Consider the following 26173-nt stretch of genomic DNA (forward strand, 5'->3'; position numbering starts at 1 on the left):
TATCGATAGAGGGAACTGCGAAACATAACTATTAAATTGAGAAAAACTTTTTTTAATTTTCTGAATCAATATTTCACTATATTAACATCATAATGTTTCTTTAAAGTTGTCCAAATATGTCAAAGCTCTATGAGCAAGTTGTTCATATCTTATTTTTTTATCTTTAATTTTTTCATCTAAATCCGGTAGCAAACCAAAATTGGCATTCATCGGCTGGAAGTTTTTTTCATTTTTCGCATGAGCAATATAATAAGCCATGCTACCCAGCATCGTTTCTCTAGGGAAAATAACCCTTCCTTTATTTTCAACTTTATGAGCTACGTTGATACCAGCAATCAAGCCGCTTGCTGCACTTTCTACATAACCTTCTACACCAGTCATTTGACCAGCAAAATGAAGAGATTCTCTTCCTTTTAATTCATAAGTTTCAGTGAGTACATCAGGGGAGTTAATAAATGTGTTTCTATGCATGACACCATATCGAACAATTTCAACATTCTCTAAACCTGGTATCAATCTAAGTACTTCTTTTTGTGCACCCCACTTTAGATGTGTTTGAAACCCTACTAAATTATACAAAGTACCAGCAGCATCGTCTTGACGTAACTGTACAACTGCATATGGTATTTCGCCAGTCTTGGGATCTTCTAAGCCAACTGGTTTCATCGGACCAAACAATAACGTTTTACGTCCACGTGCTGCCATTACTTCAAATGGCATACAACCTTCGAAATATTTTTCTTTTTCAAATTCATTCACTGGTGCGACCTCTGCTTCTAATAAAGCATCATAAAATCTGTTAAACTCTTTTTCCGTCATCGGACAATTTAAATAAGCAGCTTCACCTTTATCATAACGTGACTTTAAATAAACTTTATTCATATCAATACTATCTTTTTCAATAATCGGTGCTGCAGCATCATAAAAATATAGTTGATCTTTACCTGTTGCGTCAACAATTTCTTGAGCTAATTGATCTGTTGTTAATGGACCAGTAGCAATGATTGTATATCCATCAGGTATAGTGTTAATTTCTTCATTAATTACAGTTACATTCGGATGGTTTTTCAATGTTTCAGTAATATACCCTGCAAAATCATGTCTATCTACAGCTAACGCACCACCAGCAGGAACACGCGCTTTGTCTGCTGCAGTTATAACCAATGAATCCATTCGACGCATTTCTTCTTTCAATACACCCACGGCATTCGTAAGCGCATTGCCACGTAATGAATTGGAACAAACTAATTCAGCAAATTTATCTGTATGATGTGCCGGCGTTTGTTTAACTGGCCTCATTTCAATTAAATTTACATGAATGCCTCTTTGCGCTAATTGATAAGCGGCTTCTGAGCCAGCTAAGCCAGCCCCTACAACATTGACAATTTGAGTCATATATATATCCTCCTATACAAAAAAATAGCAACTACGACACTATTTTATAAGCTAAATAACATATCTCTACATTATAAATATGAATCGTAAGTTGCTAAATATTATTAAAAAATACAGTTTCCTTTTCTAATAATCAATTTATATATTTGTTATTTTTGTTCTTCTTCTTTGTAATCACAATTTGAGCAAACAACCTGACTTTTACGTCCTTGTTTTTTCTCAACTAAATAATGTTCACATTTTGGACAATCACGTCCAATAGGTTTATCCCAAGTTACAAAATCACATTCGGGATATTTAGAACAACCATAGAAGATACGATTTTTCTTAGACTTACGTTCAACGACATCGCCCTCTTTACATTTAGGGCAAGTCACACCAATTGTTTTGACGATTGCTTTAGTGTTTCTACAATCAGGGAAGTTTGAACATGCCATAAATTTACCATATCGACCCATTTTTATAACCATTGGTGCACCGCAAACTTCACAATCTTCTCCTGCAGGTTCATCTTTAATTTCTATTTTTTCCATTTCTTCTTCTGCACGTTCAACATCTTGCTTAAAACTATTATAGAAATCTGAAATAACTTTTTTCCAAGCAATTTCACCTTCTGCAACTTTATCGAGTAATGTCTCCATATTAACTGTAAAATCTACATCTATAATTTCTGGGAAATATTCTTTTACTTGTTCATGAACAATTTCGCCTAATTCGGTAGGAACAAACCGTTTACTTTCATTTTTAACATAGTTCCTTTTTTGTATAGTATCAATTGTCGGTGCATAAGTTGAAGGACGACCAATTTTCATTTCTTCTAAAGTTTTTACCAATCTTGCTTCTGTATAACGTGGTGGAGGTTGAGTGAAATGTTGTGAAGGTTCAATATTGGTTGCTGTAACCATTTCACCTTCATTGATATTAGGTAATTTATTTTCTTTACCTTCATCTCCATCATCTTTTGTTTCAACGTATAAAGTCATAAAACCTTTGAATTTAATTGTTTGCCCATTTGCTCTGAATTTCAAATCATTTTGTGTTAAATCTAATGCTACTGTATCCAAAATAGCAGGTGCCATTTGACTAGCTACAAAACGCTCCCAAATTAATTTATACAGTCTATGTTGGTCTCTAGTTAAATAATTTTTCATTTCGCTAGGTGTACGTAAAGTACTTGATGGTCTTATAGCTTCGTGTGCATCTTGATCCCCTTGACCTTTAGACTTACGATTCGAAGTATATTCATTACCATAAGTGTCTTTAATATAATCCTTGGCTTCACTTTTAGCTTGTTCAGAAATTCTAGTAGAATCTGTACGCATATAAGTGATTAAACCAACTGTACCTTGTCTTTTCAAGTCAATACCTTCATATAATTGTTGGGCAAGCATCATTGTTTTACGCGCTTTGAAATTCAATTTTCTTGCAGCTTCTTGTTGAAGTGTTGAAGTCGTAAATGGATTGGCAGGATAACGCGTCTTTTCTTTTTTTGTTACCTTTGTAACTTCAAATTGATCCCCATCAAGCTGTGATGTAATCGTCTCAACATCATTTTTATTAGTTAATTTGTATGGCTTGTTTTTATAATGTAAGAATTTAGCACTAAATTTAGATTTTTTATATCTAAATTCTCCTTCTATTTTCCAATATTCTTCTGGTTTAAAATTTCTAATTTCATTTTCACGATCAATGACTAATCTTAATGCGACAGATTGTACGCGACCAGCAGAAAGTCCTTTTTTAACTTTCTTCCATAAAACAGGAGAAATATTATAACCAACTAAACGGTCTAAAATTCTTCTAGCTTGTTGTGCATCCACAAGTTCCATTTCTATGCCTCTAGGATGTTTAAAACTTTGTTTCACTGCATCTTTGGTTATTTCATTAAATACTACTCTATTTTCAGTAGCGTCTTCTAAATTCAATATATTCGCTAAATGCCAAGCAATTGCCTCACCTTCACGGTCGGGGTCACTTGCTAAGAATATATTTTTTGCTTTCTTAGCATGTTTTTTTAATTCCTTAACAACAGGGCCCTTACCGCGTATAGTAATATATTTGGGTTCATAGTCATTTTCTACATCTACGCCCATTTGGCTTCTTGGCAAATCTCTTACATGCCCCATAGATGCGATAACTTTATATTTTTTACCTAAATATTTTTCAATGGTTTTAGCTTTTGCAGGCGATTCAACTATGACTAAATTTTCTGCCAAAGTAGTTACCCCCTTGCATTTCTAATTACAAAGATAAATGATAAACGGTCTATTTTGATTTTGTCAATGTTTTTAATTTTAAATTTATTTAATCAAAGGCGTATTTAGAATTAAATAAAGGAAAAGACACTGTTTATACACATCTTTTTCAACTATAAAACAATTGTTCAAATAAATACATTGATCTAAATTTTAGTTAAAATCATCTATGATGTCTTTCGCAGATATAACAATTTTCGCCCCTTCTTGCGCACTTATTAAGTTCCCCATTGTCATATCATTGAACATCGAACCTGGCAAAACATATACTTCTCTATTTTGTTCTAATGCACAATTAGTCGTAATAGAAGTACCACTTTTAATTGTAGATTCTGTAATCAAAACCCCTTTTGATAAACCACTAATTAATCTATTTCTTTCTGGAAAATGATGTTTAAGCGGCTTTTGATATGGTAAATATTCACTTATGACTAAGCCAGTGCGCTCAAGTTGATTTCTAATATTTTGCGTTGATTTGGGATAATGATTAAGATGGCCAAATCCTAACACCGCAATCGCTGACATTTGATTGTCTAATGCATGTTGATGTGCTGCTTGGTCTGCACCTTCTGCTAATCCAGAGACTATGGTTAGATCTTTCTTTTTAAATGAAGGGAAAAGGAATTTCAATGCATCCCCTGTATATCGAGTAGCATGTCTAGATCCAACGATTGCAAGGGTTTGATCACGCGTTGTTAACGTGATATCTCCTTTATAAAAAAGTATAAGTGGAGGATCATGTATTTCGCGAAGCAATTTCGGATATGATGGATGGTTAATACCAATAAAATTAATGTTCCATTTATGTAATTGAATAAGAATGTCATCAATGGGATTGTTTACAAAATCTTGATATATTTGATCTTTCTTTTTAGATTTAATTGTTGATAAATATAGTTGTAATATTGCTTGCTGCTCGTGTTTATTGTAAAACATAAAATCATTCTTATATTTCAGCAATCGATGTATTTGATGTGTGGACAATCCTGAGAAACGCAATTTTAAAAATAAATAATCTATGTTCATATATCGTACTCCTTTATAAAATAATTATAAAGTAAAACGATATAAAGTTTGTTTACAAATTAAATTCATTTAGACTATATTTGTAATCTAGTTTTAAGAAGAAATTTAAATACGTACCCCACACTACTTCAACACCATACAAAATTCAAAAACTGAAAATAGCACAAACTCCAACATATTTTAGGAGTTTGTGCTCATTTTTAAGCTATTCTATTATTAAATTGCTTTATTTAATAGTAAGTAACTGTTCATAGATACCAGCTTCTTTTGCAGCATCAATTAATGTTGTTCCAATTTCTGATGGTGTATCAGCAGTTTTCACACCACAACTGTTTAGTGTTTTAATTTTCTCTTCTGCTGTACCTTTACCGCCAGAAACAATTGCGCCAGCATGACCCATACGTTTTCCTGGAGGAGCTGTTTGTCCACCAACGAAACCTACAACAGGTTTATTCATGTTAGCTTTAATCCATTCGGCAGCTTCTTCTTCAGCAGTACCACCGATTTCACCAATCATAACAACTGCTTTCGTTTCATCATCTTCATTAAATTGTTTTAATACATCAATAAAGTTAGTACCGTTAACTGGATCTCCTCCGATACCTACTGCAGTAGTTTGACCAATGCCTTCTTCAGTCAACTGATGTACAGCTTCATAAGTTAATGTACCTGAACGTGAAACGACGCCCACATGGCCTTTTTTGTGTATATAACCAGGCATGATACCAATCTTACATTCATCTGCAGTAATAACACCTGGACAGTTTGGTCCAATCACACGTGTTTTCTTGCCTTCTGAATAACGTTTTACTTTAACCATATCGATAACTGGAATATGCTCCGTGATACATATAGCTAAATCTAACTCAGCTTCAATACATTCTAAAATAGCATCTGCTGCAAATGGAGCAGGTACATAGATTACTGAAACAGTTGCACCAGTTTCTTCTTTAGCTTCTTCAACAGTATTGAAAACTGGTACGCCTTCTACTACTTGTCCACCTTTACCTGGAGTTACCCCTGCAACAATTTGCGTACCATATTCAAGCATTTGTTTTGTATGGAAAAGTGCAGTAGACCCTGTGATACCTTGTACAATTACTTTTGTATTTTTATCTATCATTACGCTCATCTTAGCGTTCCCATCCTTTCCTTACGCTTCTTTTACAAGTTTTACGATTTTTTGTGCGCCTTCTGCCATTGTTGCAGCTGGTTCAATAGCTAATCCTGATTCATTCAGAATTTCTTTACCTCTTTCAACATTTGTACCTTCTAAACGTACAACTAACGGTAAAGTTAGTTCAACTTCTTTAACTGCAGCAACAATACCTTCAGCAATGATATCGCATTTCATAATACCACCAAAGATATTAACAAAGATACCTTTTACGTTTTCATCACCTAATATGATTTTAAACGCTTCAGTAACTTTTTCTTTCGTTGCGCCGCCCCCTACGTCAAGGAAGTTCGCTGGATTACCACCAAAGTGATTAATTGTATCCATTGTCGCCATTGCAAGACCAGCACCATTTACCATACAACCAATGTCGCCATCTAATGCAATGTATGATAAATCATATTTAGAAGCTTCGATTTCTTTTGGATCTTCTTCTTCTAAATCGCGTAATTCTTGGATATCTTTATGTTTAAATAACGCATTATCATCAAAATTAAGTTTTGCATCTAATGCAAGTACTTGTCCATCACCTGTAGTTACAAGTGGGTTGATTTCGACAATTGAACAATCTTTTTCAATAAATACATTATAAAGTGATACTAAAAATTTAGCTGCTTTATTAATTGATTCTTTAGGAATATTAATATTGAAAGCAATTCTTCTTGCTTGATAAGGCGCTAATCCAACAACTGGATCGATTGTTTCTTTGAAGATTTTTTCAGGTGTCTCAGCAGCAACCTTTTCGATTTCAGTACCGCCTTCTTCTGATGCCATCAAAGTTACTCTGTCAGTTGCACGATCGATTACAAATCCAACATAATATTCTTTTTGAATGTCGCAGCCTTCTTCTATGTAAAGGCGCTTAATTTCTTTACCTTCTGGCCCTGTTTGATGTGTTACTAATGTTTTACCTAATAATTCTTTCGCATATGTTTCCACTTCAGATAGTGATTTTGCAATTTTAACGCCGCCTGCATTACCTCTACCCCCGGCGTGAATTTGCGCTTTTACAACATATACATTTGAATCTAATTCTTTTGCCTTTTCAACTGCTTCTTCAACAGTAAATGCTACACGTCCTTCTGGGACAGCAACGCCCATTGAACGAAATATTGCTTTACCTTGATACTCGTGGATATTCATTCTCCATCCTCCTGTTTCTTAGGTTAAGTTCATATTTAATTATAGGAAATGAAAGCGCTATTGTAAACTGATTTAAACTACTTATTTCAATTCTTTTAATTTTTAGATTATTTATAAAGCGATTTAATTGGTTGAAATGTTTTTCTGTGGGCATTTAAAATGCCGTGATTTTTAATTGCATCTAAATGTTGTTGAGTTCCGTAACCAACGTTTTTTTCAAACCCATACTCCGGAAACTTTTGTGCAAGCTGCGTCATATATCTGTCCCTATTTTCTTTAGCTAGGACACTTGCTGCAGCAATTGATACACTTTTAGCATCACCTTTCACAAGTGATGTTTGATCGATATCTGTTTCTAGTGTCATCGCATCAATGAGTAAATGGGTTGGCTGAACAGGCAATCCGTTGATCGCACGTTTCATAGCTAATTTTGTCGCTTCATAAATGTTGATTTCATCAATTTCTTCTACAGTGGCATAGCCGAATGCATAAGCATGTAATTCATCTAATAATTGGCACTCTAATACTTTTCTTTTTTTGGCGGTCAGTTGCTTCGAATCATTGAGGCCTGTAAAGTGATGATCATGATTTAATATCACCGCACATGCAACAACTGGTCCAGCGAGTGGGCCTCTGCCTACTTCATCGATACCACAAATCATCGCATTTCCATCATTTGCTAATATTTGATTTTCATAAAAAGTCATAGCTTGATATTGATTTAATAATTGTTGTTCCTTATCTAGTTGCTTGATTCGTGTTGCTATGGCTTTTTGGACACCTTTACGGTCATCTTTATAAAATGGTTGAAGCTGGATTTCATTAACTGAGTGTAAGGTGGCTAAGTGGTCTTTAATATCTTTTATCGTTTGCTTCATAAATTCACGTTACACTTCCATTTCTTTAATAACATCAAACGTATATGTTCCTATTTTCGCATTTCTAATTTCATGTATGATTAATTCAATGACCGCTTCATAGTCAACTTCATTACCACTACGCAACAATCCTCTACGACGTCCAATAGCATCAAACCATTCTATATTTTCTGCTTCTATCGGTACATCTATTTTATAATGATTTTTCAATCCTTCATAATCATGCGTTTTTAAAAATTCAAGACCGTAAATGGCAACTTCATCTAAATGAACGATACTATCTTTAATCGCACCTGTAATACTTAGTTTTTTTCCTACGAGTTGGTCTTCAAATTTGGGCCAAAGTATACCTGGTGTATCTAATAATTGGAGCGAATTGCCAACTTTGATCCATTGTTGTTGCTTTGTAACACCAGGTGTATTTCCAGTTTTAGCAATAGATTTGTGGGCTAACTTATTAATAAGTGTAGATTTCCCAACATTAGGAATGCCAACGATCATCGCACGAATCGCACGTGGTTTTAATCCTTTTTTCTTTTCACGATCAAATTTTTCTTGTGTTGCTTTAATAGCTGCTTGTTCTACTAATTTTAGTCCTTTTCCATGTTTAGCATCAATCGCCACAGGATAATAGCCTTTTTCTTTAAAATAAGACTCCCATTTTTCTAATTCTTTTAAATTCGCCATGTCTTTTTTATTCAGAATAACTACTCTCGGTTTTTGCTGTATAACATCATCAATCATTGGGTTTCTTGAACTATAAGGAATACGAGCATCTACTAGTTCAAAAACGACATCTACTTTCTTTAATTGTTCTGCAACTTCGCGTTTTGCTTTCGCCATATGCCCTGGATACCATTGAATTACCATGTACATCACCTTTCTCATACGTTTATGTTTCAAAATTATATATTTTATTCATACCATTCATTGACCTTAAAATCATAACATGAGGGGTGAATAGTTATAAATAAAAATTTGTATTTACTTTATTAAAAAAACTCATTCACACTATTTTCCTATAATAATTACCAAATTGTCTAGAATTGTAGTGAAACTAACCAACTGAGTATCTTATCAATACTAAATTTCAAAATAAGTATAATATTTAAATTAATTTTCTTAAATTAAATAATGGTAATTTTTATCAATAAATCTAAAAAATCGTTACAATAGAATTAATAATAATTCGATTACAGGAGACTACTCATGAAAAGGATGCTTTTTTACATATTATTATGCTTTATATTAGCAATCATTGGACATGGCTATGTTATCTATAGATTTATAAATGAGGGTGTTTTATTTACGGGGCCCAATGATGGCATGGAACAAATGATACCGATGCAAATGTATTTGTATGATAAATGGAGTCAAGGTCAATGGTTTTACGCCACTGATTTCGGATTAGGTGGAGATTTTTTCACTGACCTAAGTTACTATTTTTCAACCAATATTTTGTTTATACTTAATGTAATTTTCATCTTTCTCATAAAGTTAGCGATTGATTGGGACACGCAAGACATTATGTTTTGGATGACAAATGCTATTGTATTGTCCATTTTTAAATCAACATTAGCGATGTTAGCAACTTTTGGTTTTGTACGCTATATTACTCAAAATAAAAGCATCGCAGTACTAACGTCATATCTTTTTGTCATATCACCACTCTATTTTAGATTTACTGTATATTGGCCATTTTTCAGTGATATTTTTATATTATTACCGCTACTCTTATGGTCTATTGAATTATTTTTACAAAAAGAAAAAAAAGCCATGTTTATCATCGTAGTCACAGTTTCCTTAATAAATAACTTTTATTTTGCGTATTATCAACTCATCGTAGGTCTAATCTATTTTACAGTTAGACTAATATTTAAACATAGACATGATATCGTTCCTAGGTTTAAAGCAATATATACCATCTTCATTGCTGCAATTTTAGCACTTGGTTGCAGTCTTTTCTTTTTTTATCACGGTTTACGTGCTTATACCAATAACAGACGTATACCTTTTAATGGAGACGTAGATTTTTTAGAACCTTTCAACCAAAACACGAATGTATTTTATGACAATTACTTAATAGTCATTTTATTTATAGTAATACAAGCACTGTTATCATTTAAACTATACAAGCATTTTTATTTTAAGTTATTTGCAATTTTTATGATACTTACTATAGGCGCTAATTATTTGCCATTTGTCGACCAGCTCTTTAATGGTTTTTCTGCTCCCCAAAAAAGATGGCATTACCTAATTGCTTTTAACGCTGCATTACTCATTGGGTTATATGTAAAATACTTTAGCACGTTAACAATTAAAAACTATATTTTTTCTTCAATCATCAGTTTAAGTTTTATTTATGTGAGCGCGTGGATTTATGATGATTTTGTTTCATGGCTCTGGTTTACACCTATTGTTTGTTTGATAGGCTTGCTAGTACTGTGTCTTAAAGCTCCAGCTTATCGTAAACGTTTCATTTATTTTTATTATACTGCCATACTGATATTAGCAACACTTGTTGTAGCCGTTTTTATACGCAATCAAATTTATTTTGAAGACCATGTTGAACGAGCAAATCGCTATTATGTCAATGCAAGTCTGTTTAACACACCGTTACAAAGACAATTAGTCTCTGAAATGAGTCATTCAAAAACGGAAGACGAACGTATCGATTGGCGTGTTAATGAACAAGATAACACACCGATGTATCAATTCTTTAAAGGTTCAAGTTTATATTCAAGTATTTTTCATCATAACATTTTAGACTATTACTATGATGATTTGAAAATTAACCTTCAATCTGAATCAGTGAGTAGATACCAAAGTACTAATGGACGACAAAATATTAGCAGTTTATTTTCAATGAAATATTTAATGTTAAAAGATTACGAAGACAATGTGCCTAGTTATTTTAAAAATGTAAAAAGTGAGGGACAATACCACATTTATGAGAATACTTTAAACTTGCCTACTGTAAAAGTGACTAATCAAATATATAATTCCGACACTTTAAAAACGCCTATCGATCGAGAACATGCGATGTTGGATGGTGTTGTTATAAAAAATTCAGGTAAACCTTACACGGATAACGCACAAAACCTTATCGATGCGACTAAAATATCTTACCAAAATATAAAAGTGAAAAATAATCAACAAATCTATCTGACCAAAAACCAAGGTCAGATTAAAATTCACGTCCCAAATCATATAAGAAAACGTTATTCAGACTTTTATTTAAATTTAAAAGTTCGACGTGGTCAACCCGACAGTAATTATACAATTAATATAAATAATTATGCTAACCACCGGTTGTATAACAATTCGACCTATAAAACTGGTGTTGAAAACCAACTATATAGGACACAACCAGACAAAGATGGTAATATTAACATAGCTATTAACCCTAGAGGTAGTTATTATTTTGATATTCAAAGTCTTCATGGTGAAAATTATAGCAAACTCAAAAAAGCCTATAATAAGAAACAAAATCATTATTATAATGATATTAAAAATGGAGTAAAAGTGAAGTTAGCACCACATACAAAGGGAATCGCAACGATTAACATTCCATATCGTGACGGTATGGTGGCTTATGTAGATCATAAAAAAGTAAATTATATGATGACTGGCGTACCAGTCACTAAACAAGATAGTGAAATTATCATTAAATACCGCCCTAAATATTGGTTTACGATGATTATAATTTCAGTTATAAGTATCTTAATAAGTATTTTTTGGTGTCTAAAGAAAAAATCTAAACTTAAATAAAGGAGTTTATCTGAGATGAGGTATGACCGTGTTTCATAGAATTTGGTCCCACAAACTAACAAGATTTTTAACAATTCTTTTAATGGGCGTCGGCGTAGCTTTATTAACGTTCACACCGTATATTTATCGCTATTTAACTGACGGTACTGTATTTAGTGGTCATGGTGATGGTTTTAGGCAAATGATGCCTTTCCAAATGTATCTTTACGAACACCTTAGCCAATTCAAAAGTTTTTATGACCATTCTTTTGGTTTAGGTGGAGATTATGTTAAAGATTTATCCTATTACTACGCAACCTCACCTTTTGTACTAATTAATTTTTTATTCGTATGGTTATCTGAAGTAATATTTAATAGCAACCCTAGCGACATCACGTATTGGGCAAGCAATCAATTAATAGTAGCTTTTTTCAAATGCATCGCTACATTTATCGTTGCGTTCTATTTCTTTAATTATATCAAGCTCAAAAAACACATAGTATTTTTGGCTTCAATGTTATATGCAGCTTCAACAACCGTTATTTATTTTAATTTTACTTGGTCATATTATGGAGATTTATTAATTTTTCTTCCCCTATCTTTGCTCGGTATTGAACGGTTTTACAAAGAAAGAAAAATAGGATTATTTATTTTTTCTATTGCTTTAACATTATTTTCTAATTTTTATTTTAGTTATTACGAAGCCATTGTAATTTTGACTTACTTTATCTATAGATGTGTATTTCCTCATGCAAAAGATATTGTTACTAGGAAACAACAACTTTGGATGATTCCTACAGCTGTTATATTAAGTTCTTTAATTGCTATTTGGGGCTTTTATACTGGCGTTTCTTCTTTTTTAAACAATGATAGAGTAAGTAATCCTAATTTTAATTTTGGTGTCATTACAGATTTCGCACGACAAAAACATTTTTTTACAAACGGATTTTATATCACTGTGACTATCATCGCACTCATTGCCTTACTATCTTTTAAACTATATCGACATTATTATTATAAACTTTTTGCGATTGCAACTTGGATCATGCTTATAGGGTCACTAACCCCTCTTTTCGATAGTATGTTTAATGGGTTCTCAACGCCTGAACGCCGTTGGGTTTATATATTTGCACTTACTACTGCTGGATTAATAGCATTGTTCATTCATTATTTATCTGAATTATCTTTGAAGTCGTATATATTCGCTTCCCTTCCAGTATTAATGATTATGGGAATCATGCAAATGATCGTTAAAGTCCAGAAAATGACATGGATGGGCATCTGTCTCGTAATTATGATTTTTATCGGCATATTGCTTTATAAAAAATCACTATTCAAATTAAAATGGCCGTCTATTGTGCTAATCATATTATTCATTATTCAACAAGCGATTATTTTAGATAACGACCATTTCAATAATGTTCAAAAATACGAATCAACTGTTTTATCAATGCATGATTCAAAATATAAAAGTCCTGCATTAGCGAATAAAATAGATAAAATTAAACAGCATCAAGACGATCCATTCAGTAGAATTGATTACATGTCACAATACGGCTTGAATTCACCAATGATATATCATTTTAACGGTATTGCATTATATTCAAGCATTTTCGATGGCGACATTTTAAAGTATTATGATAAAACATTACAAATCAATATGCATACGGATAAAAACAGCACTTATCGTCTACTTTCAAATAGAGCAAATTTGATGGCACTTTGGGATGTCAATGATCGTATACGTCGCCCAGAAGACAAGAATATCCCCTATGGCTTTTCTAAGCAAAGTACAATCAAACATTCTGATGAGGAATCCTTTATACATTCAACAAATAAAGCCAATTATCCAAGTGCGCACATTACAAATAAAGTATTCGATAAAAAAGATCTCAAATCGCCTATGGATAAAGAACAAGCTATGTTACAGGGGGTAGTTTTTGATCAAGCAGATGAATATTCTACAAATCAACAGTTCACACCAAATAAAAACTTACTATCAGAAACTTCTACCAATTTAATTAATGCAAAGCGTACACAAAAAAATAAATTAACCGTTTCTAAGGATGGTGGAGGTGTCCATTATCAGTTACCAGCATCTATTGCAAATCAGTATGAAGATCTCTATGTAGAGATGGATGTTGAATTGTTAGGGCCAGACAAGGCTCACAATGTTGGTGTGAATGAATATAATCAACATCGTAATAACCTATCTTATAAATATAGACGTTTTGTCACTCCAGTAACGATGCGAGTAAAATCTGTGCAAGACTTGAATATAAAATTATCTAAAGGTAATTATCGCTTTAATGTTAAAGGAATTTATGGAGAAAACTACGATGTATTAAAGAAAGCACATAAACAACTACATTCTGTGAAAGTTTCACAAAATCCACGTCATTATACAATTAAAAAAAATAAAAATGATGAAGGCTACCTCGTATTGCCAATGCCTTATAGAGATGGAATGAAAGCTTATACAGACAAAGGCAAAACATTACCAGTTAAAAAAGGTAATGGTATCATGACAGTAATTCCTGTAGAGCAAGGACAAAAGACAATTACACTTAAATATACACCGCCCCATACATGGTTATTAGTAATAATAAGTATTATTGGAATCATTTTAAGTTTCGTTTATACAAAATGGATTTATATTAAAAAATAATATCATCTTCAAATTGATTACAAAATATAAAAAAGAAGCAGTTCCGATTAGGAACCGCTTCTTTTTTATGACTTTTATGCTGATTAACGAATTTCTTTAATTCTAGCAGCTTTACCACGTAATTCACGTAAGTAATATAATTTAGCACGACGTACTTTACCGCGACGTTTAACTTCAATTTTTTCGATTTTTGGAGTGTGTAATGGGAATGTACGTTCCACACCTACACCTGAAGAAATCTTACGTACTGTGAAAGTTTCTGAAATACCTCCACCGCGACGTTTGATTACAACACCTTCGAATACTTGGATACGTTCGCGAGTACCTTCAATAATACGTACGTGAACTCTTAAAGTGTCACCTGGACGGAATGAAGGTAAGTCTGTGCGTAATTGTGATTGTGTTACTGCTTCGATTAATTTGTGATTACTCATTATTTTTTCTCTCCTTCAACCTATGTTCTTGCCTAGACAAATATATAGCAGCGGATCATAGTGATTTTCGTGTGTCGCACACTTAAATTATGTTAGCACACTGTTATTCATTTTTCAATTGCTTTTTGTATCTTTCTAAAATATCTTTGTCTTTATCCGTAAGTGGATAATTTTCTAATAAATCTGGACGCTTTTCCCATGTACGTATCAGTTTTTGCTCATGACGCCATTGATCAATATGTGCATGATTTCCTGACAATAATACCTCTGGTACGTTCATATCTTGATATGAACGTGGTCTAGTATATTGTGGAAATTCTAATAATCCATCCTGAAAAGAATCATCTTCATGTGATTGTTGATTACCTAAAACACCTGGAATTAATCTTACTATTGCATCGGTCATTACCATCGCAGGTAATTCTCCACCTGTTAAAACATAATCTCCCATAGAAATCTCATCCGTAACTAAATGCTGGCGAATGCGTTCATCATATCCTTCATAATGCCCACAAATAAAAACTAAATGCTCTGAATGACTGAGTTCCTGTGCAATTTCCTGATTAAATGGTCGACCTTGTGGGCACATTAAAATCACGCGTGTATTTTCTGTTTTTTCAATATTCTTCATCGCATTAAATATAGGTTCTGGTTTAAGCACCATACCTTGCCCTCCACCGAATGGATAATCATCTACTTGATTATGCTTATTTTCAGCAAAATCTCTAAAATCGACAGTATTAATTTGTAGCATTTCCTTATCTTGCGCTCTTTTTAAAATCGATTGATTTAATACACCGTCAAACATTTGAGGGAACAAAGTTAAATAATCTATCTTCATTACTCCAACAGTCCTTCCATAGGCGTAATATCAATTCGTCTACCTTCAATATCTATATGTTTAACAACATCTTCTATATATGGTATAAGATATTCTTTATCACCTTTGACAACCCAAACATCATTGGCACCCGTTTCAAAAATTTCTATCACTCTTCCAATAGGTGTTTCATTATCATCGAATACGGTACAGCCAATAATATCTGAGTAATAGTATTCATGCTCCCCTAATTCAATTTCTTCGTGGTCTCTATCTTGTAAAAGGATTTCACCTTTTAAGTGCTCAATATCATTAATATTGTTGATACCTTCAAAGGTCAACATGTGCAACCCTTTATGCATACGATATGTCGCAATTTTCAATTCTAATGTTGGTTCGTTTTGACGTTCTATCATCACAGTTTCACCTGGTTGAAAGCGTACATCTGTAAAATCTGAGTGAGATTGGACTTTAATTTCGCCTTTTATACCATGTGTATTGATAATTTTGCCTATTTCTACTTTCATATAAGCTCCTCCGATAATGTATATGTATCATTGAAATTCGTTATTTTTTATTTTTCGACTAAAATAATTATAACATGAATTGTTAGTATTATTTTAAACCTTCTCTATATGTTATGAGCTAAAATATTGCATAAATCATCTTAAGTCATTCTTGATCAATGTATTCACTCATATAAGCCTATTAAATTGTTGATGTTGCTTTATATAAATGATTACCGGTATGCTAATTTAAAAGGCTGGGACAAACGAATTGTCTCAGCCTTTTATGATTATATTGGCATGCACAATGGTTAACATTCAACCATAGTCATCCATACCGAGATGAGTCGTCGAAATCATTTTAAATGACTAAGATTTCCACGACGCTCTCTTTTTTTAAAATTTTTATGTGCTAATAATGACGATTATTTTTGATCGTCAAATTTTTTCAAGATACCTTCTCTTGATAAGATGTTGTGTACAGTATCTGTTGGTTTAGCACCATTTTTCAACCATTTTAATGCTAACTCTTCGTCAATTTTAACTTCTGGAGCATTTACATTATTTGGATTATAAGTTCCGATTTGTTCGATGTTACGACCATCACGTGGCGCACGAGCATCTGCTGCTACGATACGATAGAATGGATTTCTTTTTGAGCCTAAACGTGTTAAACGTAATTTAACTGCCATTTATATTCTCTCCTTTGATTGTTCTAATTTTTATTTTCTACAAGAAATAATATTAACAGTTATCTAGAAGTTTGTAAAGAGTTTCTTCTTTACCATTTTATACTTTTAATCACTTCATTGTACCAATATTATTTTCGATATCATCGTAAACTTGACATTAACTATTAAACACTATAAATTGAAAATAAATTAAATATTAAATGCACTAGGGGTGTTTTTTAACTGAGATGAGATTTACTCAAACCCTTTGAACCTGATCTAGTCCATACTAGCGGAGGGAAGTGTTACAAAAATAACAAAGCTATATCAGCATATTAACTATAGATTGTAGATTTTTAGTACACAACTTCTCTTATGGAGGTTGTGTATTTTTTTATTTAATAAATGATTCTAGGAGTGAAATGATGAGTAAAACAATACTTATAACTGGTAGCAGTAGAGGATTAGGAGCATCCATAGCAAAAACTTTAGGTCGCCAAGGACATCATGTAATTATCAATTATTTTCAGAATAAGGCGTTAGCAGAAAAGGTTGTAGATGAAATTGGTCACGAACAAGCAATTGCAATACGTGCTGATGTCACAGACAGAGCACAAGTAGATCAATTAATTGCAGAAGCCACCAATCATTTTGGAAAAATAGATGCTGTTGTGAATAATGCGCTTATAGGGTTTAAATTTGATCCTTCTCGCCAAAAATCATTTAAAGACTTAAATTGGTCAGATTACCAACAACAAATTGACGGCACTCTAAAAGGCGCTTTTAATGTAAGCCAAAGTGTTATCGACCAATTTATTGAGCATAAATCAGGTACTATTATATCTATCGGAACGAATTTATACCAAAATCCTGTCGTTCCCTATCATGAATATACTACCGCTAAATCAAGTTTAATCGGTTTTACAAGAAATATTGCTGCTGAACTTGGTCAATATGGCATCAAAGCTAATGTCGTTTCTGGTGGTTTATTAAAAACTACAGACGCCAGTGCTGCCACTTCAGATGAAGTATTTGATTTAATTGAACAGACTACACCATTACATAAAGTAACAACACCACAAGATGTAGCAAATATGGTGGCATTTCTAGTTAGCGATCAAGCTAATGGTATCACTGGTCAAAATATTACCGTAGATGGCGGTTTAACAATGAACTAAAATATGGAGGGCATCAATTATGACGCACGATCAACATCTCAATATAGGTGTATTAATTTACGGTTGTGGCCATCACCAAGCTGCATGGCGTATGCAAGATTCTAGTATTGAACGAATCGGTGATATCAATTATTATCAATCGTTAGCTCGACTTTCAGAACGAGGCTTGCTAGATGCTATATTTTTTGCTGATAATCAATCTTTTCCTGCAAAAACGGATAATGACATGCCTGCTTTTTGGTTTGACCCTTTAATGAATTTAGCAGCAATTGCGCAAGTAACTCATCATATAGGTCTTGTTGCGACTATCTCAAGTACATTTTCGAATCCTTTTACTGCTGCAAGACAATTATTGAGTCTTGATCATATGAGCCAAGGACGTGCAGGTTGGAATTTAGTAACATCTATGACGGATTTAGAAGCTGCAAATCATAGCATGTCTAGTTTACCCGCACATCACGAACGCTACAAAAAAGCAGATGAATTTGCATGTGTTATGAATCAACTATTAACATCTTGGAGCTTAGAAGATTTTGTACATGACAAGACACAAGATATTCTAATCAATGCAAATCATATCCATGCCATTAGTCATACTGGAGAACACTTTAAAGTACAAGGACCTTTAACAACACCAAGTAGCCTACAAGGAAAACCTGTTGCTATGCAAGCTGGTGCATCCGACCCTGGTATTGCACTAGCTACGAAATACGCAGATGCCGTTTATGCAGTAGCTTGGAATATACAACAAGCTACTACATTTAGAAAAAGATTAAATCATCAACTGGAATTAGCAGGTAAATCAAAGAACAGTTTAAAAGTCTTTCCAGGACTAGTCACATATGTCGCACCAACATACGAAGAAGCTTATGCTAAAAAGCAAAAACTAGACACACATTTAGCAACTGAAACAGCATTAAATCAATTAGAATTTTTCATTCATCAAGATTGTCATAATTGGGATTTGGATGAACCGGTCCCACCTTTACCACCATTGGAATCTTTTAATGGCCCTAAAGGTCGTTACCAAACTGTATTGGAAATTATAAAAGATAAAAACCCAACTTTACGACAATTGTTAGGCTATCTCAGTGCAGGTGGTGGACACTTGACACTCATCGGAACGCCTGAACAGATTGTTGACGAAATGGAACGTTGGTTCAATGCAGGGGTAGCTGATGGATTTAATTTAATGCCACCAACTTTACCAAATAGCTTAGAAGATTTTGTAGATTACATCATTCCTGAATTACAAAAAAGAAATCTTTTTAGAATACAATATGAGGGTAAGACATTTAGGGAAAATATGAATTTACCTAAATCAAATTAAATAACTTCCCACCTACACATAAAATTTCATCACTTAATATTTTCCATGATTTTGTAACGCGCTGACGCCTAGGGTTATGATATGAGCGAGAGACTACTGGCTCGAGCCATATCCCCAGGCAAGCATGCACGAGCAAAATCACTTATGATTCATATAAAAAGGACCAATCCATTTTCATACGGATTGGTCCTTTACTTTGTAATATGCCTTATGTTCTACTCACTGCTTTTACAACTATTTTATAGACAAAATTGTTAAAATGGTAAATTCATACCATTTAACATATTCTCCATTTGCTTACGTTTACCTTTTTTACCTTTGCCGCCACCAGAAAATTGCTTCATCATTTTCTTCATTTCATTAAATTGTTTCATCAATCTGTTAACTTCTTGAACAGTACGTCCTGAACCCTTAGCTATTCGTTTTTTACGTGATACATTTAATGTTTCTGGATTATTTCGTTCATTAGGTGTCATAGATTGAATAATAGCTTTAATATGGTCAATTTGTTTATCATCCATATTAAGATTATTCATCCCTTTCATTTTGTTCATGCCAGGAATCATTTTCATAATGTCATCTAATGGGCCAAGGTTTTTAACTTGATCTAATTGTTCTAAGAAATCTTCCAAAGTAAATGAGGACGTACGCATTTTCTTTTCTAAATCTTTCGCTTTATCTTCATCTACATCTTGTTGTGCTTTTTCTATTAAACTTAACACATCACCCATACCTAATATTCGAGAAGCCATACGTTCTGGATGAAATGGTTCTAAACCATCTAATTTTTCACTCATACCAACAAATTTAATTGGCTTTTGTGTCACTGATCTAATTGATAAAGCAGCACCACCACGTGTATCACCATCTAGTTTAGTCAAGGTTACACCTGAAACTTCTAGCTGTTCATCAAACGATTGCGCTACATTTACTGCGTCTTGACCAGTCATCGCATCAACAACAAGCATAATCTCATCTGGTTTAGTAATTTCTTTTACATCACTTAATTCTTCCATTAATGCTTCATCAACATGCAAACGACCTGCCGTATCAATAATAACAAAATCTAAATGTTCTTCCTTTGCGTGTTTAATGGCATTTTCTACAATTTGTTGAGGTTTTACTTGATCCCCTTCACTATAAACAGGAATATCAATTTGCTTACCAACAGTTTGTAATTGGTCAATCGCAGCTGGTCTATAAATATCGGCTGCTACTAATAATGGTTTTTTGTTGTATTTTTTACGCATGAGTAATGCTAATTTACCTGCAGTTGTAGTTTTACCTGCACCTTGTAAACCAACCATCATCACAACTGTTGGCGGTTTATTGGCCATCTTGATGGTTGCATTTTCGCCACCCATCAGTTGTGTAAGTTCTTCTTGTACTATCTTAATGACTTGTTGTCCAGGTGTTAATGACTTCATTACATCTGAACCTAAAGCTCGTTCTGATACGGTTTTGACAAAATCCTTTACGACTTTAAAGTTAACGTCTGCTTCAAGTAATGCTAGTCGGACTTCTCGCATCATTAATTTAATATCTGCTTCTGTAACTTTTCCTTTGCCACGGATCTTTTGCATCGTCCCTTGAAGACGATCGGATAATCCTTCAAATGCCATATCATTACCCTCCTTTATACTCTCAATTATTCCAAATCTTCAAGCGTTTGAAGATACTGTTTAATTATTTCTGGCTCATCAATATGCTTTTTGATTGCTTCATATATGTTTTGTCGTTTTTCAAAATTTTGATAAAGACCTAGTTTCATTTCATAATCTTCTACTAAATCACCAGTTCTTCTTATGTTATCATACACTGCTTGGCGGCTCACATCAAACGTATCTGCAATCTCACTTAAAGAATAATCTTGTAGATAAAATAGTTCTAGATAGTTACGTTGTTTTTCCGTTAATAATGATTGATAAAAATCAAATAAATAATTCATACGTATGGTCTTAATTAAATCATTTTGTGTCATCTGTATGGCCTTCATTCTGTACATCCGTGCTATCTGTACGATCGTCCGCTGCGTTTGAATCATCAACATTTTGTTCAATCATATCAGCAAACAGTCCATATACATAGCTTTCTGGATTAAATGGTTGTAAATCATCTAATTTTTCACCTAAACCAACATATTTAACTGGTATTTTTAATTCATTACGTATCGCTAAAACGATACCACCTTTTGCAGTACCATCCAGTTTAGTTAATACAATACCAGTCACATTCGTAACCTCTTTGAATGATTTAGCTTGGGACAAGGCATTTTGTCCAGTAGTAGCATCTAAACAAAGTAGGACTTCATGAGGCGCTTCAGGTACTGCTCTACCTATCACACGTTTTACTTTTTCTAGTTCATTCATCAAATTAGATTTGTTTTGTAAACGCCCAGCAGTATCACAAATTAAAATATTTACACCCTTACTTTTAGCTGCATTAATGGCATCATACATAACTGCTGCAGGATCCGAACCTTCTTTTTGACTCATTACTTCTACGCCAACACGCTCTCCCCAAATTTTGAGTTGTTCAATAGCACCAGCTCTAAAAGTATCACCAGCTGCTAGCATCACTTTCTTACCTTCAGCTTGGTAGCGATGTGCTAATTTACCAATTGTTGTCGTTTTGCCCACACCATTGACACCTACCATTAAAATGACATTTAACCCTTCATTTTCAATGTTCATAATTTCTGAGTGTTCATCGTCTTGATGATAGATTTCTACAATTTTTTCTACGATAACTTCTCGCAAATCTTCAGTTTCTGAAATATTACGACGTTGTGCTTCGGTACGTAATTCTTCTACGAGTTCCATCACTGTGTTAAAACCAACATCTGCAGTTATTAACATTTCTTCCAGTGCTTCAAAGAAATCTTCATCAACTTTACGATAACGTGCAATTAAATTGTTTAACTGTTCTTGGAAATTTTCACGCGACTTTTCTAATCCAGCTCTAAATTTTGCACCAAGTTGTTGCGCTTCAATTTCTTCAAAGTCCTCAATTGAAATTAATCCGTCGTCATCAAAATCAGCTTCTTTTAATTTTTTTGGCTGCTTTGTTTTTTCCTTAGGCGCTTCGGATGATTGAGGTTGATCTACATCTAATTCAGATTGTTGTTCTTGTTCTAATTCGTCTGGTTTTTGATTTTCTGCAGACGTTGTGAATTTATCTTTTAGTCGTTTGAAAAAGCTCATACTTGTTCCTCCTTAATGACTTCATCAATCGTATTTAAATTGACACTTACTAATTTTGATACACCTGACTCTTGCATCGTTACACCGTATAAGCGATCAGAAAATTCCATTGTACCCTTACGATGTGTAATGACTATAAACTGAGTTTGGTTTGATAATGCTTTTAAATATTGTGCATAACGTATAACATTGGCTTCATCTAAGGCTGCTTCTACTTCATCTAAAATGACAAATGGTGCCGATCTCACTTTTAAAATAGCGAACAACAAAGCAATTGCACTCAAAGCACGTTCCCCACCACTTAATAGTGATAGGTTTTGCAGTTTCTTACCTGGTGGTTGAACAATAATATCTACCCCTGCTGATAAATAATCATCATCTGTCAAACGCAACTCTGCTTGTCCTCCACCGAATAGTGATTTAAATACTTCAGAAAAATGACCTTGTACAGCGTGAAAAGTTTCTTTAAATCGTTCTTTCACTTCATTATCCATTTCTTCTATTAATTGTTCTAACGTCGCTTTGGCTGCTCTTAAATCAGCACGTTGTTCATTCAAGAATGTATAGCGTTCGTTGATTTCTTCAAATTGTTCAATTGCATTTAAATTTACGGGGCCTAATTCTTCTATAGACATTTTGGTTAATTTTACTTTTTTTCGTAAACTGTCAATATCCTCTTCTAGTGTATATAATTCACTTGCCCGTTCATAAGTAAGATGATACTGCTCGCTCAAATGGTCTATCGCATGATTGATTAGCACATCTAAACGAGATTGTTCTGCTTTAATATCTTGGTAACGATTTTCAATCGATAAAATATCTTGATTTGCTTCTTCCAACTTACGCTCTGTTGTCTCAATTGTATCATTCAAAGTTTGGCGTTGTGATTTAATAGTAGCCAAGTCTTCTGTTAATTGCGCTTTATTACTTTTACTTTGTTCAATATTATTTTGAATCGTTTCGAAAGCTTTTTCACCAGTTATCTCATCCGAATTAAATAATTCAATTTGCTCACTCAATTTTTGTTTTTGCTCTTTTAATTGTTTAAGTTGATGCGTTAACCTTGTTTCCGTTTGCTTTTGAGTACTTAATCTTTCTTTAACTACTGCTAAATCAGATTGTTTTTGATGTAATTTTTGTTGTATTAACGTTGTACTCTCTTTACCTTCTTTTGATAATTTTGTATAGATATTAATATCTTCTTCTAATTTTTGCAATTGCGTTTGGATTGTTGCCAATTGCGCTTTTTTTTCATTTAAGGTTTGCTTACTTGTTTCACTTTGGTAACCATCATTTTTCTCAAATTCAAATTCTTCATGCTCATTTTTTAAATGTGTTTCTTGTTTACGTAATCTATCTAATTCTAAGTCAAATTTATGTACGTTTTGTTTTATCGTATTATAACTTTGACTCGTATCGAAATAAGTATTACTTAACGCATCGGCTTCTTCTTTAATTGCTTGAAATTGTTTTTCAAATGAAGCAGTTTGTTGCTGATAATCTTCTAATTGCGCACGCATTGTTGAGAGCTCATCTTTTTGAGATAAAATGCTCTTAGTTTTACGATCACCACCACCAGTCATGGAACCTCCTGGATTTACAATATCTCCCTCTAACGTTACGATACGTGTTCGATACCGAATTTTTCTAGCTAATTCGTTAGCATTTTTTAAGTTGTCTACAATTATTGTATTGCCTAATAAATTTTGAATCACATGTTTATAATCATTTTCAACTTGTATCGCACTTGAAGCAACGTTCACAAAACCAATTGAACTATTAGCTATCTTCAAAATATCGCTGGCAATATTACGAGGTTGAATGACGTTTAATGGTAAAAATGTAGCTCTTCCTAGACCATTTTGTTTTAAATATTGTATTGCTTGACGACCATCTTTTTCAGAATCCACGATGATATGTTGTAGCGAAGCACCTAATGCAGTTTCAATCGCTTTCGTTAAATTCGAAGGTACTTGGATAACTTCTGCTACTGCACCACGGATGCCAGAAAGTTTATTATCTTTCATTTTCAATATGTGTTTTACACCATTGAAAAAATAACTATATTCTTCTTGTTGTGTTGCTAAACTATCAATACGTGATTTTAATTTTTCATTAAATCTGTATGCTTGATGTAATTTCTCTTCGTATTCATTTTGTTGATTTTTAAGTTGCGTTAGTTTTTTTTCATAAGATGCTAAATCACTTTCTGCTTTTTTCAACTCTTTTTTTGCGATTGAACTTTGTTTCTCTGTTTCAGTGATTTGAGTTTGAATATTTTTTAATTCCTTATAGGCATCAAGCAAGCGTGAATCTAAACGTGATTGCTTCGTTTCATTTTCTTGAATTGTATGCTCTAAAAAGCGTATATCATTATTGACATCTGATTGTTCTGACATGAGTTGATAGTATTCATCTTTTATTGATTCTAACTTTTCATCATGTTGTTCATCGGACACATAAAGTTGTGATTCATATTGTTGTATCTCTTCATTTAGATCATTTTGTTTCGTTTTTAACTGTTTGATTTGTTCTTTTACTTCTGATTGCTCTTGCTTTAAATTTGTCACTTGTGTCTCTATGCTTTCTTGTTCTTCTTCAAATCGTGCATTGGTTTGCGATTGATTCTTCTTACGTTCTTCCAACACATTCAATTGTCCAGCAAATTTTTCAACTTCTTCAGTCGCTTTAACAAGTTTAAAATTTAAAGATTCTATCGTTTCATCTAATTGTTGCCGTTCAGATTTATATTGATTTAATGATTGTGTATGCTGTGCCTTTTCCGCATCTTTTGAAGCTTGTTGACTTTTTAAGCGATTGAGATTTTCGTCTAGTTCATAAATATTTTGATTATATTGTCCAATATCATAAACAGTGACCAACACATCACTTTTTTCCATTTCACTAGACAGATGTTTATATTCTTTTGCTATTGCAGCTTCTTCACGTAATGGTTCGACTCGACCTTCTAAATCAAATAAGATATCTTCTACACGCGTCAGGTTATCTTCTGTTTGATCTAATTTTTGCACAGAAGTTGCCTTTCTTTTTTTATATTTTAGTACACCTGCAGATTCTTCCAATATTTGCCTTCTATCAATTGGCTTTGCATTAAGAATTTCATCTACGCGACCTTGAGATATTATACTGAATGCTTCTTTTCCTAATCCTGAATCTAAAAATAGTTCTATAATATCTTTAAGTCGTGATCGGTCATTATTTAAATAATATTCACTTTCCCCGCTTCTATATAAACGACGTGTGACTACGAGTTCTTCTGTATCAACATTTAATTTACCTGAACTATTATCTAATTTTAATTTTACTTCAGCAAAATTTTGAGCTTTTCTATGTTCTGCACCAGAAAAAATAATATCTTCCATTTTTGCGCCACGTAATGATTTAGCAGATTGTTCACCCAAAACCCACTTAATTGCATCTGTAATATTACTCTTACCACTACCATTAGGTCCTACTATTGCCGTGACACCTTCATCAAACTGTACATTTGTATGTTCAGCAAATGATTTAAATCCAAAGGCATCAATAGATTTCAAATATACCATGCTATTCTCCTTTAAAGTGTTTCTCAGATGCGAGATAAAAACAACGTAATGCAAATACGTTCATGCTCTCGCTTCTATATGATTAGTGCATCAATAAATTTGTCACAGCGACTTGCAATGATTACATGCTTTATTAACTCATCTATTAGAAATGCTTTCACATCATTCATTAA

Annotated in this window: 19 protein-coding genes and 1 riboswitch; of the genes, 4 read left to right on the plus strand and 15 right to left on the minus strand. The window is 33.2% G+C overall.

Going from position 1 to position 26173, the window contains the following annotated elements; translation table 11 throughout:
- Nucleotides 1-87: 87 nt before the first annotated feature.
- The 7 genes from trmFO to ylqF all read right to left on the minus strand — a co-directional run bounded on the left by trmFO (nt 88) and on the right by ylqF (nt 8744).
- Nucleotides 88-1395: an FADH(2)-oxidizing methylenetetrahydrofolate--tRNA-(uracil(54)-C(5))-methyltransferase TrmFO gene (gene trmFO / locus KA814_RS06380; RefSeq protein ID WP_046208643.1), complete on the minus strand. Its 1308-nt coding sequence runs from the start codon at nt 1393-1395 to the stop codon at nt 88-90.
- 149 nt (nt 1396-1544) lie between these two features.
- Nucleotides 1545-3611, minus strand: a complete 2067-nt coding sequence (gene topA / locus KA814_RS06385) for a type I DNA topoisomerase (RefSeq protein WP_046208644.1) — start codon at nt 3609-3611, stop codon at nt 1545-1547.
- A 192-nt stretch (nt 3612-3803) separates the two neighbouring features.
- Nucleotides 3804-4676 carry a DNA-processing protein DprA gene (gene dprA / locus KA814_RS06390; protein ID WP_064209035.1) on the minus strand — a complete coding sequence of 291 codons (873 nt, stop codon included), beginning with the start codon at nt 4674-4676 and terminating at the stop codon, nt 3804-3806.
- 226 nt (nt 4677-4902) lie between these two features.
- Nucleotides 4903-5808: a succinate--CoA ligase subunit alpha gene (sucD, locus tag KA814_RS06395; RefSeq protein ID WP_046208646.1), complete on the minus strand. Its 906-nt coding sequence runs from the start codon at nt 5806-5808 to the stop codon at nt 4903-4905.
- 21 nt (nt 5809-5829) lie between these two features.
- A complete protein-coding gene (gene sucC, locus KA814_RS06400) occupies nt 5830-6996 on the minus strand; it encodes an ADP-forming succinate--CoA ligase subunit beta (protein WP_046208647.1) in 1167 nt (388 codons plus the stop codon).
- Between the two features lie 107 nt (nt 6997-7103).
- Complete coding sequence (locus KA814_RS06405) at nt 7104-7874, minus strand: ribonuclease HII (protein ID WP_064209036.1); 771 nt, start codon at nt 7872-7874, stop codon at nt 7104-7106.
- 9 nt (nt 7875-7883) lie between these two features.
- Nucleotides 7884-8744, minus strand: a complete 861-nt coding sequence (gene ylqF / locus KA814_RS06410; protein ID WP_046208649.1) for a ribosome biogenesis GTPase YlqF — start codon at nt 8742-8744, stop codon at nt 7884-7886.
- Nucleotides 8745-9083: 339 nt separating this feature from the next.
- On the opposite strand from ylqF, the gene KA814_RS06415 reads away from it, so the two are divergent.
- Together KA814_RS06415 and KA814_RS06420 are read left to right on the plus strand one after the other, a co-directional pair.
- A complete protein-coding gene (locus KA814_RS06415; protein WP_210122698.1) occupies nt 9084-11645 on the plus strand; it encodes a YfhO family protein in 2562 nt (853 codons plus the stop codon).
- 28 nt (nt 11646-11673) lie between these two features.
- Nucleotides 11674-14292, plus strand: a complete 2619-nt coding sequence (locus KA814_RS06420; protein WP_081254264.1) for a YfhO family protein — start codon at nt 11674-11676, stop codon at nt 14290-14292.
- An 83-nt stretch (nt 14293-14375) separates the two neighbouring features.
- Here KA814_RS06420 and rplS read toward each other — a convergent pair whose 3' ends face one another.
- From rplS to rpsP, 4 genes are all read right to left on the minus strand, one after another.
- Nucleotides 14376-14726: a 50S ribosomal protein L19 gene (gene rplS, locus KA814_RS06425; protein WP_019468465.1), complete on the minus strand. Its 351-nt coding sequence runs from the start codon at nt 14724-14726 to the stop codon at nt 14376-14378.
- A 103-nt stretch (nt 14727-14829) separates the two neighbouring features.
- On the minus strand, nt 14830-15567 hold the full coding sequence (gene trmD, locus KA814_RS06430; RefSeq protein ID WP_064209039.1) for a tRNA (guanosine(37)-N1)-methyltransferase TrmD: 738 nt from the start codon (nt 15565-15567) through the stop codon (nt 14830-14832).
- Entirely contained in the window at nt 15567-16073 is a 507-nt protein-coding gene (gene rimM, locus KA814_RS06435) for a ribosome maturation factor RimM (protein WP_064209040.1), read from the minus strand. Before rimM ends, trmD begins: the two co-directional genes overlap by 1 nt.
- 404 nt (nt 16074-16477) lie before the next feature.
- Nucleotides 16478-16744: a 30S ribosomal protein S16 gene (gene rpsP / locus KA814_RS06440; protein WP_019468468.1), complete on the minus strand. Its 267-nt coding sequence runs from the start codon at nt 16742-16744 to the stop codon at nt 16478-16480.
- 197 nt (nt 16745-16941) lie between these two features.
- Nucleotides 16942-17041: riboswitch (TPP riboswitch) on the plus strand.
- 107 nt (nt 17042-17148) lie between these two features.
- Between rpsP and KA814_RS06445 the strand changes: the two genes are divergently transcribed.
- Nucleotides 17149-17901, plus strand: a complete 753-nt coding sequence (locus tag KA814_RS06445; RefSeq protein WP_064209041.1) for a 3-oxoacyl-ACP reductase — start codon at nt 17149-17151, stop codon at nt 17899-17901.
- Between the two features lie 19 nt (nt 17902-17920).
- Nucleotides 17921-19231: an LLM class flavin-dependent oxidoreductase gene (locus KA814_RS06450; RefSeq protein ID WP_064209042.1), complete on the plus strand. Its 1311-nt coding sequence runs from the start codon at nt 17921-17923 to the stop codon at nt 19229-19231.
- Between the two features lie 254 nt (nt 19232-19485).
- On the opposite strand, the gene ffh is transcribed toward KA814_RS06450, so the two are convergent.
- Genes ffh through smc form a run of 4 tightly spaced genes read right to left on the minus strand, consistent with a single transcriptional unit; the run spans nt 19486 to nt 26000 of the window.
- Nucleotides 19486-20853: a signal recognition particle protein gene (gene ffh, locus KA814_RS06455; RefSeq protein WP_046208656.1), complete on the minus strand. Its 1368-nt coding sequence runs from the start codon at nt 20851-20853 to the stop codon at nt 19486-19488.
- Between the two features lie 26 nt (nt 20854-20879).
- Nucleotides 20880-21212: a putative DNA-binding protein gene (locus KA814_RS06460; RefSeq protein ID WP_046208657.1), complete on the minus strand. Its 333-nt coding sequence runs from the start codon at nt 21210-21212 to the stop codon at nt 20880-20882.
- Nucleotides 21199-22434: a signal recognition particle-docking protein FtsY gene (gene ftsY / locus KA814_RS06465; protein WP_210122699.1), complete on the minus strand. Its 1236-nt coding sequence runs from the start codon at nt 22432-22434 to the stop codon at nt 21199-21201. Before ftsY ends, KA814_RS06460 begins: the two co-directional genes overlap by 14 nt.
- Nucleotides 22431-26000, minus strand: a complete 3570-nt coding sequence (smc, locus tag KA814_RS06470; protein WP_064209043.1) for a chromosome segregation protein SMC — start codon at nt 25998-26000, stop codon at nt 22431-22433. Before smc ends, ftsY begins: the two co-directional genes overlap by 4 nt.
- Between the last annotated feature and the right edge of the window lie 173 nt (nt 26001-26173).

Origin of the sequence: Staphylococcus sp. GDY8P196P (assembly GCF_017891705.1) — a bacterium.
Classification (GTDB): Bacteria; Bacillota; Bacilli; order Staphylococcales; family Staphylococcaceae; genus Staphylococcus; species Staphylococcus ureilyticus.

Excerpts from the sequence above, each read along its gene's own strand:
- trmFO (WP_046208643.1), bottom strand. The coding sequence starts at position 1,395 with ATGACTCAAATTGTCAATGTTGTAGGGGCTGGCTTAGCTGGCTCAGAA.
- dprA (WP_064209035.1), bottom strand. The coding sequence starts at position 4,676 with ATGAACATAGATTATTTATTTTTAAAATTGCGTTTCTCAGGATTGTCC.
- sucD (WP_046208646.1), bottom strand. The coding sequence starts at position 5,808 with ATGAGCGTAATGATAGATAAAAATACAAAAGTAATTGTACAAGGTATC.
- sucC (WP_046208647.1), bottom strand. The coding sequence starts at position 6,996 with ATGAATATCCACGAGTATCAAGGTAAAGCAATATTTCGTTCAATGGGC.
- KA814_RS06405 (WP_064209036.1), bottom strand. The coding sequence starts at position 7,874 with ATGAAGCAAACGATAAAAGATATTAAAGACCACTTAGCCACCTTACAC.
- ylqF (WP_046208649.1), bottom strand. The coding sequence starts at position 8,744 with ATGGTAATTCAATGGTATCCAGGGCATATGGCGAAAGCAAAACGCGAA.
- KA814_RS06415 (WP_210122698.1), top strand. The coding sequence starts at position 9,084 with ATGAAAAGGATGCTTTTTTACATATTATTATGCTTTATATTAGCAATC.
- rplS (WP_019468465.1), bottom strand. The coding sequence starts at position 14,726 with ATGAGTAATCACAAATTAATCGAAGCAGTAACACAATCACAATTACGC.
- trmD (WP_064209039.1), bottom strand. The coding sequence starts at position 15,567 with ATGAAGATAGATTATTTAACTTTGTTCCCTCAAATGTTTGACGGTGTA.
- rimM (WP_064209040.1), bottom strand. The coding sequence starts at position 16,073 with ATGAAAGTAGAAATAGGCAAAATTATCAATACACATGGTATAAAAGGC.
- rpsP (WP_019468468.1), bottom strand. The coding sequence starts at position 16,744 with ATGGCAGTTAAATTACGTTTAACACGTTTAGGCTCAAAAAGAAATCCA.
- KA814_RS06445 (WP_064209041.1), top strand. The coding sequence starts at position 17,149 with ATGAGTAAAACAATACTTATAACTGGTAGCAGTAGAGGATTAGGAGCA.
- KA814_RS06450 (WP_064209042.1), top strand. The coding sequence starts at position 17,921 with ATGACGCACGATCAACATCTCAATATAGGTGTATTAATTTACGGTTGT.
- ffh (WP_046208656.1), bottom strand. The coding sequence starts at position 20,853 with ATGGCATTTGAAGGATTATCCGATCGTCTTCAAGGGACGATGCAAAAG.
- KA814_RS06460 (WP_046208657.1), bottom strand. The coding sequence starts at position 21,212 with ATGACACAAAATGATTTAATTAAGACCATACGTATGAATTATTTATTT.
- ftsY (WP_210122699.1), bottom strand. The coding sequence starts at position 22,434 with ATGAGCTTTTTCAAACGACTAAAAGATAAATTCACAACGTCTGCAGAA.
- smc (WP_064209043.1), bottom strand. The coding sequence starts at position 26,000 with ATGGTATATTTGAAATCTATTGATGCCTTTGGATTTAAATCATTTGCT.